The 2,664-nt window shown below is 74.8% G+C and carries 2 protein-coding genes; one reads left to right on the top strand and one right to left on the bottom strand.

What is annotated here, in order from left to right; translation table 11 throughout:
- Positions 1 to 1,112, bottom strand: a 1,112-nt coding sequence (locus tag ABZY11_RS43830) for an MFS transporter (RefSeq protein ID WP_356484526.1), incomplete at its 3' end; no start/stop codon positions are given.
- Positions 1,113 to 1,363: 251 nt separating this feature from the next.
- On the opposite strand from ABZY11_RS43830, the gene ABZY11_RS43825 reads away from it, so the two are divergent.
- Entirely contained in the window at positions 1,364 to 2,578 is a 1,215-nt protein-coding gene (locus ABZY11_RS43825; RefSeq protein ID WP_356484525.1) for an ROK family protein, read from the top strand.
- Positions 2,579 to 2,664 lie beyond the last annotated feature (86 nt).

Below are 2,664 nucleotides of genomic sequence, written 5' to 3'. Positions count from 1 at the left end.
AGGAAGCCGATCGCGGGTGGCCCGAGCAGCATGCCGCCGTAGCCGAGCGTCGACGCGGCGGCCACCCCGCCGGGTCCGGCCAGCTCACCGGCCCGGCCGACCGCGACCGGGAAGATGTTGGCCAGTCCGAGACCGGTGACGGCGAAGCCTAGGAGGGCTGCCCAAGTGGTGGGGGCGAGTGAGCCGAGCAGCATTCCGGCGGCGGCTGTCGCACCGCCCACGACGAGGGTGCGGGTCTGGCCGAGCCGTTCGAGCAGTGCGGTGCCGCTGAGCCGGCCCGCCGTCATGGCCAGCGCGAACAGGGAGTAGCCGGCGGCCGCTACGCCGGGGTGGGCGTGCAGGTCCTGTTCCAGATGGAGGGCGCCCCAGTCGGCCAGCGCGCCTTCGCCGTAGGCGGTGCAGAGCGCGATCACGCCGAACAGGAGCACCAGTCGGCGGGCCCTTCCGTCCAGCCGCCGCGGCGCTTCGGTCCCGTCGGCCCCGATCGCGGGCCGGGGCGTTGGGTGGCGCAGCAGCACCGGCCCCGCCGCCGCGGTGACCAGAAGTCCGACCCCGGTGAGAACGAAAAGATGCGTGGCGGGGGAGAGGCCGCCCGCGACCAGCCCGCCGAGCCCGGCGCCGACCATACCGCCGAGGCTGAAGGCGGCGTGGAAGCCGGGCATCACGGGGCGCCGCAGAGCGACGACCAGATCGACCGCGGCGCTGTTCATCGCCACGTTCATCCCGCCGTACGCGGCGCCGAAGACCAGCAGGACCAGGCCGAGCGCGAGCGCCGAATGCGTCTGCGCGGGCAGGGCGATGGCGAGGGAGAGGAGGACGCCGCAGACCACGGTCACCAGGTGACTGCCGAAGCGCCGGCACAGTCGGCCGGTGAACATCATGGTCACCACGGCCCCGGCGGACACTCCGAGCAGGGCGAGGCCCAGGGTGGTGGCGGAGGCGCCGGTCTGCTGCTTGATGGCCGGGATACGGACCACCCAGCCGGCGAAGAGAAAACCGTCGAGGGCGAAGAACACGGTGAGGGCGGTACGGAGGCGGGCCGACGGAGGTGCGGCGGTGTTTCCGCCCGGTCCCCCCGGTAGGGCCGTCCGCAGTTTGTTTAGTTGCGGCACAAACTCAGCATAGGGGCGCCGGGACAGCGGGCGCAAGACGGCCGTCCCCCGCTGCCGCGAGTGCCTTCCCGCCCGGATCCGGCCCGGTCCGGACCAGGGGTCCGTGCGGCGGATCGAGGGCGCGTCCGCGAAGTCCCGCCGTACGCGCGCGGGGTGCGGTCCGCGGCGTTGGGCGCGTGCCGGGCGTCGCGGGGGCGCGGCCGCGCCACCGGGGCGTCGGCCCTGCCCCGGACCATGGGAGACTCGCCCCCATGAACGGCAAGGTGTCCACCACCCGGACAAAGCTGGAGAGAGGCCGAAGCGCGCTCGGACCCGCGCTGGAACTGGTCCACACCGGACGCGCGCCCACCCGCGCCGTCCTCACCTCCGAGCTCGGCGTCACCCGGGCGACGGCCGGTGCGGTCGCCGCGGAACTGGAGGCGCTCGGCCTGATCCGGGTCGACTCCCGGCCCGGTTCCGCCGCCGGTTCGCAGGGCCGCCCCTCGCACCGGCTGTCCGTCCGGGAGTCCGGACCCGTCGCCATCGCCGCCCAGGTGCACGCCGACGGATTCCGGGCCGCGCTCGTCGGGCTGGGCGGGCGGCTGGTGGCCACCGCTCCCGGCTGTGTCACCGTCACGGCGGACCCGGCGCAGGTCATCGGTGAAGTGGTCGACGACTGTGCCCGGTTGCTGCGGGACAGCGGACTGCGCTGCGTCGGAGCGGGCCTCGCGGTTCCGTCGGCGGTCGCCGAACCGGAGGGCACCGCGCTCAACCCGCTGCACATCGCCTGGCCGGCGGGCGCCCCGGTGAGCGAGATCTTCGCCGACTGCGTACGTGGAGCGGGCATCCCCGGACCCGCGTTCACCGGGAACGACGTCAATCTCGCCGCGCTCGCCGAACACCGGCACGGCGCGGGCCGGGGCGCCCAGCATCTGCTCTGCGTGGCCACCGGGCACCGGGGAGTGGGCGGCGCCCTGGTCCTCGACGGCCGCCTGCACACCGGGAGTTCGGGACTCGCGCTGGAGGTGGGCCATCTCACGGTGAACCCCGAGGGGCGCCCCTGCCACTGCGGCGGGCGCGGCTGCCTGGACGTCGAGACCGACCCGCTGGCCTTCCTCGTCGCCGCCCGGCGCGAACCCGGTCCGGAGGAGTCGCTGCTCAAGCAGGCCGGTGATCTGCTGCGCACGGAGTACGAGGACCCGGCGGTACGGGGCGCGGCCGAGGAGCTGATCGACCGGCTCGGCCTCGGGCTCGCCGGCCTGGTCAACATCCTCAACCCGGACCGCATCATCCTCGGCGGACTGCACCGCGCCCTGCTCGACGCGGACCCGGAGCGGCTGCGTGCGGTGGTCGCCGACCGCAGCCTGTGGGGACGGAGCGGCAGTGTGCCGATCCTGCCGTGCACGCTCGACCACAACAGCCTGGTCGGTGCGGCGGAACTGGCCTGGCAGCCCGTGCTGGACGATCCGCTGGCCGCACTGGCCTGACGGAGGATCAGTCACCGGACGGGTCCGCCGGGCGAACGCCCGTGCCGCTCGCCGGGCATCACCGCGCGGCGTGCGGCGGCACGGGC

The sequence above is a fragment of the Streptomyces sp. NPDC006510 genome, from assembly GCF_040611955.1.
Lineage (GTDB): Bacteria > Actinomycetota > Actinomycetes > Streptomycetales > Streptomycetaceae > Streptomyces.
The sequence above is the reverse complement of the archived record's forward strand: the minus strand, read 5'-3'. Positions and strand labels throughout refer to the sequence as shown.